Origin of the sequence: Mogibacterium pumilum (genome assembly GCF_002243385.1) — a bacterium.
In the GTDB taxonomy this organism is placed as follows: Bacteria; Bacillota; Clostridia; order Peptostreptococcales; family Anaerovoracaceae; genus Mogibacterium; species Mogibacterium pumilum.
Map to the genome: position 1 here is coordinate 92,180 of NZ_CP016199.1, position 6,724 is coordinate 98,903.

7 protein-coding genes are annotated in these 6,724 nt (G+C 44.4%); 2 read left to right on the forward strand and 5 right to left on the reverse strand.

The genetic code is table 11. The features are described from left to right. The first annotated feature begins 113 nt into the window (after positions 1 to 113). Positions 114 to 590, forward strand: coding sequence for a hypothetical protein (locus AXF17_RS00420; protein WP_094233302.1), 477 nt, complete (start codon positions 114 to 116; stop codon positions 588 to 590). Positions 591 to 875: 285 nt separating this feature from the next. On the opposite strand, the gene AXF17_RS00425 is transcribed toward AXF17_RS00420, so the two are convergent. The 5 genes from AXF17_RS00425 to AXF17_RS00440 all read right to left on the reverse strand — a co-directional run bounded on the left by AXF17_RS00425 (position 876) and on the right by AXF17_RS00440 (position 5,584). After that, positions 876 to 1,619, reverse strand: a complete 744-nt coding sequence (locus AXF17_RS00425) for a ComF family protein (RefSeq protein WP_094233303.1) — start codon at positions 1,617 to 1,619, stop codon at positions 876 to 878. A 91-nt stretch (positions 1,620 to 1,710) separates the two neighbouring features. Then, positions 1,711 to 1,860 (reverse strand): hypothetical protein, encoded by a 150-nt coding sequence (locus AXF17_RS08880; protein WP_157682504.1) that lies wholly within the window; start codon positions 1,858 to 1,860, stop codon positions 1,711 to 1,713. 8 nt (positions 1,861 to 1,868) lie between these two features. Beyond that, positions 1,869 to 2,162, reverse strand: coding sequence for a hypothetical protein (locus tag AXF17_RS00430; protein ID WP_094233304.1), 294 nt, complete (start codon positions 2,160 to 2,162; stop codon positions 1,869 to 1,871). 141 nt (positions 2,163 to 2,303) lie between these two features. Further along, on the reverse strand, positions 2,304 to 4,526 hold the full coding sequence (gene recD2, locus AXF17_RS00435) for an SF1B family DNA helicase RecD2 (protein ID WP_094233305.1): 2,223 nt from the start codon (positions 4,524 to 4,526) through the stop codon (positions 2,304 to 2,306). Between the two features lie 98 nt (positions 4,527 to 4,624). Continuing rightward, positions 4,625 to 5,584 carry a 3'-5' exoribonuclease YhaM family protein gene (locus AXF17_RS00440; RefSeq protein ID WP_094233306.1) on the reverse strand — a complete coding sequence of 320 codons (960 nt, stop codon included), beginning with the start codon at positions 5,582 to 5,584 and terminating at the stop codon, positions 4,625 to 4,627. Positions 5,585 to 5,714: 130 nt separating this feature from the next. Here AXF17_RS00440 and hydF point away from each other — a divergent pair. Then, the coding region (hydF, locus tag AXF17_RS00445; RefSeq protein WP_094233307.1) for a [FeFe] hydrogenase H-cluster maturation GTPase HydF at positions 5,715 to 6,724 on the forward strand (1,010 nt) is incomplete at its 3' end.

Genomic DNA, 6,724 nt, shown 5'->3' on the forward strand with positions numbered 1-6,724 from the left:
ACTCCAGTAGGTGCAACGATCGTAACAGTAGATGCAGCTATGTACCTGATATTTATACTAATCGGTAAAGCGACCGCCAGAGGATAAATTTTACTGAATGCAAAGATAATAAAATGACTAACAAAAGAAAGACTAAGCTAATCGTAATAATAATCACACTACTCGCTTTTGTAGCGGTATGTATAGGCATTACGCTTCATATCGTATCTGGAAATGGTTCCAAGACAGACAGAAATGTTGACCTTGACCTCAGCACCATGAGCGCAACGGCAATTTACTCGGAAGTATCTAATATGATGACGAACCCTAAGAAATACGTCGGTAAGACCGTCAAAGTAAAGGGATACTACATCGTTAGCGTCGATCCGAGCACAGGTGAACGCTATACGTACTGCCTGATTCCAGATGCGACAGAGTGCTGCCAGCAAGGTCTGCTATTTAAGCTCAAGAAAGGCGAAGCGTCTAAGCTACCTGCTGAAGAGAAGAGATTCGTCATCTCTGGCAAGTTCACTCTCAAGACACTGCCCGATGACAAAAACGCTACGTACGTAGAACTTGAAAATGCAAAAGTGTATAAAGGTGAGAAATAGCAACCATAAAGGTTGCCTCTATTCATTGAGATTAGGTATATTCAGTTAACAAAGATCAAGTAGCTTAATTTATTGCCTCAAGTGTTCAACTTGAAATTGCAATTTAAGTAACTATAAATATGAGTCTTCCATTTTTGAATGTGAACATCATACTTTCATCTCCTCAACGAAATCTTCTATTTTCTTTTGACATTCTTTTGCTTTATCTGTATTCATTGATGTCACGATTCCCCGACTGTCATTTAGCTGTTCTTTCATATCTAAACACAGGTTTACAAACAGCATTTATACAGCCTCCTTTACCATGTCCGCTCCCGCAGCAAACGTCATGACATCAGCACGACTAACCCCTGCCGCCTTGAGCAACCTTGCGATTGAGTCAACAGTCGCACCAGTCGTGTAAATATCATCTACGATAAAGATATTTTTCCCGAAAATTTCCCGCTTTGTCCCAGCATATAGTTCAAATGCAGACCTGATATTATTGAGTCTCTCCCCGGGTGATAGCCTCTTCATCACCTCAGTGCTCTTGCACCGTATCACAATATCCGCTCTATACTCTATATCCATAAGCCTCGCGAGCTCCTTGGCAACCAGTGCCGCCTGATTAAACCCTCGTCGTCGCTCCTTTGTCGCATGCATGGGAACCGGGATTATTATATCTGGATATTCCTCAAGGCCTGTTGCTTCAAGCCTGTCATACATAATCTCTGCTATTATCGGCGCTAGGTGAGTCTTTCGCTTATACTTTAGGCTGAAGATAATCTCCTTCTCGTACATTCCATACTCTGTACACGTGTAACCTCGATCAAATGAGTGTCCGTGCTCCCTGCAGTTATAACAAATTGAGAGAGGATTATGGTCCCCGAGCAGCTTGCCACACTTGTCGCAGATCCGTACATTCGCCCAGCTTATGTTATCCGAACAAGACTTGCACAGGCTGTATGAAGCGGATTCATCGATTATCCTACCACAGCATATACAATATAGTGAGTGTGGGTATATAAGATCTAATAAAATATTTTTCAATCGAAAACCTCCTGCGATGTCATAATTACTTCTATGATATCGCAGGAGATATTCCCTTCAGCACAGATTAATATATGTGGCAATCAGAGTTTTACTTTCCAAGTGCTTGTACAACCTCTTCAATCGGTACATCATTGCTACAAAATACAACAGCCTTATCTGTAAGTAATATATAGTAGCAATCATACTGATAGGTTCTATGCCCCTCTCTTGAAGTCTCTAATCCGCTGGCAGTCAACATATCAACAGTTACCCAGCTTTGCTCATAATACTCTTTAGCGGTGACTTTTTAGCACTAAATGTCTGATAAGTCATTTCGCTAATGCCATACTTATAAACGTTCTTTCCCTCAACCTCTCCGACCAAGTCCAAAGACCTATCCTTTGTCCAGTCAAAATTTGGCATATTACTAACTCCATGCAGGTTCCATTGAGCAAAATAGAATATCACTCCCCAACTCACCACTATAATAGCCAGTATTGTTCCTAAAATAATTGATAGTTTCTTGTAAAAATTAACTCCATTTCTTCTATCGTAATTCATATCCCTTGTCTCTTTGTAAGTAACTCGATGGAGATATCGGCTTAAGTGAAAGCACGCACTTATGTCGTATATGCACAGTATAAAATACCATTTCATATACCTATTTGGTATAAATATTCATTTTTATATTCCGGTTTCGCTTTACAGAAGCCCTCCCATATCGACTTCTCTAAGCCTTGCCTCAAGCCCTGTGTAGCGCTCATCTATTCTGTTATTGTCAATCATCCTATACATGCGCTCCTCTGAACCAACAAGTATTACCAGTTTCTTACCCCTAGTAATTGCTGTGTATAAAAGGTTTCTCGTCGCAAGCATCGGAGGAAATCCTGATATCGGCATAATTACCACAGGAAATTCACAGCCTTGACTCTTATGCACCGTTACCGCATACGCTAGCTCAAGCTCGTCGAGTTCCTCGCTATCGTAGGTCACAAATCTGCCGTCGAAATCTACCACCATCTTGGCATTGTCGTTGTCTATGGTGTTGATTACGCCCATGTCACCGTTGAATATACCGCGTCCGCTCTGCCTTCCGAGCTGCTGCCATTCCATCTGGTAGTTGTTCCTGATCTGCATAACTTTGTCACCCTCACGGAAAACCTTGGAGCCAAATTTCCTTTCATTTAGCTCTTCCGAAGCGGGGTTGACTATACCCTGCAGCATTTCATTAAGACTCGCAGTTCCAAGCCCACCTTTTCTGGTTGGTGTAAGAACCTGAATATCTCCGTTCCCCTTCACGAAGTCATAGTAATTTTCAAGTCTTCCAGTCACAAGCTCTTCAATAGTCTCTCTGATTTCTTCTTCACCCCTGCGGTGCATAAAGAAGAAATCGCTATCTCTACCTCCCGACTCAGGATATTCTCCGCTATTTATCGAGTGTGCATTCACAACGATGCGGCTTTCACCCGCCTGCCTAAATATCTCCTCAAGTCTAATCGTCGGTACGTAGTCACTGTTAATCATATCCAGGAGCACGTTGCCCGCCCCGACAGACGGAAGCTGGTCAGCATCTCCAACGATTATTAGCCTGCTATCAGCCTCAAGTGCATTCAGGAACCCGTCCATCAGCATGAGGTCGATCATCGACGCCTCGTCTACTATGAAGGAATCCTCTTCGAGCGGATTTTCTGCATTTCTGCCAAATTCCATCTCGTTCTCATCCTCCGAGTACACGTACTCCAGAAGCCTATGTATAGTCATCGCCTCAACTCCCGAGGTCTCGGTTATACGCTTAGCCGCACGACCGGTCGGAGCAGCGAGTGCTACCGAGATACCCATTTGCTTGAAAATCCTTACAATCAGATTGATAATCGTCGTCTTACCTGTTCCAGGTCCGCCCGTAATAATCGTAATCTTGTTGGTCAGCGCAGCACGAATCGCCCTTCTCTGATCACCAGACAGCTGAATTCTCTCATCCGCCTCTGCAGCATTGATTAGATTGTCCGGATCGGCAGTGAGCGGCGGCATATAACCATTCATAATTCTCTTGATATGATATGTTACGCTCTGTTCAGCCTGAAAGTAGAAATGCTGATACACAACAGGAACACCATCAAGTGAATCCAGTTCAATCTCTCCCATGAATGCAAGCGTCGTAAGGTTTTCCTCGATTAACTCACTCGAGATATCGAGCAGTTTGATTGCGCTCTCAAGCAAAATATCCTTCGGCACATAAGTGCTGCCGCTATTTGAAAATACCGACAGCGCATACTTGATACCACTCTGGATTCGGAACTCACTCTCAGATTCTATTCCGATTCTGCCCGCTATCTCATCCGCCTTGCTAAAGCTGATACCATATATGTCTTCTACTAATGTGTAAGGATTCTCCTCTACGACCTCGAGTGATTTATCTCCATACAGCTTATATATCTTAACTGCCTGCGCCGGCTGAATTCCATACTCTGCAAGAGCGAGCGAAATCTTGGTAAATTCACGCGATTCCCTATAAGATTTTGCGATTTTCTCCACTGTCTTAGGTCCTAGACCATTTATGGACAGCAGCGCCTCCGGATTTTCCTCAATTACATCCAGTGCGTCTTTGCCGAACTTATCGACAATCCTCTTGGCCATGTTGGAACCTATCCCTCTGATGGCTCCTGATGCAAGAAATACTCTTATCCCCTCCGCATCATCAGGTAGCTGTTCCTCATACGCAGACACGTTAAACTGCTCACCATAACGCGGGTGAATCTTGAAGCTCCCCTCCAGCTTGTACGTTATCTCGGGATTTATCGCATGAAACACCCCAGAGATTTTAAACTGCTCATCTTCCGTCTCGAAGAGGCATATCGCAAAACCGTTGGATTCATTATTGTATATTACTTGTATGATCTTACCGATCTTGATTTCCGTCATTGCCATTAGCGCATCCTAATTCACAAGCTATCGGGCTTTTGTAAATCAAAGCACCTCAACAATTGTGGTGACCTATCCCGAATGCCGCGTTTTAATTACACAACCTAAAACGTGCGCTTATACAGCCTTCTATTATCTAGCGGCCACACACGGTCACCGAACTCACCGTCTGAAACTCCCTTGAGTCCTTCTTCCATATCGAACATCCTCGCATCGACAATGTCTAGGTAATGCAGCATCTCTGCCTCTGGGAACAGTGGCTTCTTAGGGCTTCCAAACTCGGGTTCGTAGTGATGAGATAGTATCATGTGTTCGAGCAGTACCGCCTTCTCCTCGCTAATGCCGAACTCCCTGCAAAGGTCATTTACAAGAGTAATTCCCTGTACGATATGTCCGAGCATCTGTCCCTTGAACGAATAGCCTGGCGATATACCGTTCTTATCCGACAGAATCTCATTAAGCTTCTCAATATCGTGAATCGCAACACCGGCAATCAGAAGGTCTCTGGATAGATTCGTGTATACCTCGCACAGCTTATTAGCACTCATCATCATGCGCTTAATGTGGTAAAGCAAACCGCCGTATTCAGCGTGATGATTGGACATCGCGGCCGGATAGTACATCAGCTTCTCCTTGTTGCCCTCATAGAGGTGTAGGCACAGTTTCTTAAAATCCTCATCCTGCATAGCGTTGATCTCGCCGATAATGTATTCGTACATATCTATCGGCTTTTCAGGAGCTGATTTCACAAAATCACTCATCTCTAGCTCATCCTCTTCGGTTGCAAGCCTAATCTGATTGATGCGCAGCTGAGTCTGCCCCTTCCAATCGGTCACAGCCCCCCTCACCTTAACGAGGTCGCCGACCTTGAGAGACTTCAGAAATTCGATGTTATTCTCATCCACGTCCCACTTCTTGGCAGATAAGTCGCCTGTCGCATCGGTCAGCATCACATCATGATATTCCTTACCGTTCGAGCCGACCTTAATCGAAGTGGCTTTAATCATAAAAAAGTCAGTAATGTTGGTATTCGGTTTTATATCTATTACGTTCACATTTTTCATGTGTCTACCTCCTAAATTTATCTTCTGATTATACAACACTTTTCTAGGTACCGCCACACCGCATAACCTTCATTGAGGGCAGTTTGGACATGTGGTAGAATTATATAAATCATGAAAAGAGGGCTTGAAAATGGGATTAAATGACACTCCTTCGGGAAATAGATATACAATCGGATTATTCGGACCGCGAAATGTCGGTAAATCTTCGCTCGTAAATAAGCTTCTCGGGCAGGATTTAGTGCTTATCTCGGACGTTGCAGGGACTACGACAGACCCCATCTCAAAGAGCATGGAGCTGCTACCTCTCGGTCCCGTCTTGTTCGTAGATACGGCAGGTCTTGACGATGAGGGCGAACTCGGTCTGAAGCGTGTAAATAAGTCATATGAGGCTCTTAGAAAATGTGACCTTGCACTGTTCGTGCTCGACGCGAGCAGACGAAGTGATGACTTTTCAGAGATGGCACGTGAATTCCTTAAAGAGTCACGCAAGAGAAATATGCCCACTGTAGTCGTAATTAATAAGTGTGCGAACACAGTCGCCACAGCTTTATATAGAGAGTGCTTTGATATTCCTTCAGACATTCCTATCGTCTGTACGGATGCATTAAGCGGCTCGGGAATTGAAGATCTTAAGCAGGTTATTATAAAATGCGCAAAGCAGGATGACTCTCCTATCGGCTTAACGGATGGAATCGTCAAGGATGGTGACGTCGTATTACTCGTCACTCCGATTGATTCAGCTGCACCTAAGGGTAGGCTAATTTTGCCACAGCAGCAGGTAATTAGAGATATATTAGATAAGGACGCCATGGCGCTCGTAGTCAAAGAGACGGAGGTTAAGGCGGCAATCGCTTCTCTCGGCAAAGCTCCGGATATCGTAATTACCGACTCACAGGCATTCAAATCGGTAGCAAACGACATCCCTTCTGATATGCCTCTTACGTCTTTCTCGATTATATTTGCAAGACAGAAAGGTGACCTCGCTCAGCAGCTTAAAGGCGCACGTGCTCTCGCTACGCTCGAGGCAGGAGACAGAGTTCTCATCAGCGAAGGCTGCACACATCACCGACAGTGCAACGATATCGGCACTGTCAAGATCCCTAAGCTAGTTCGCAAGATCCAGCCCGATGCACAATTCGA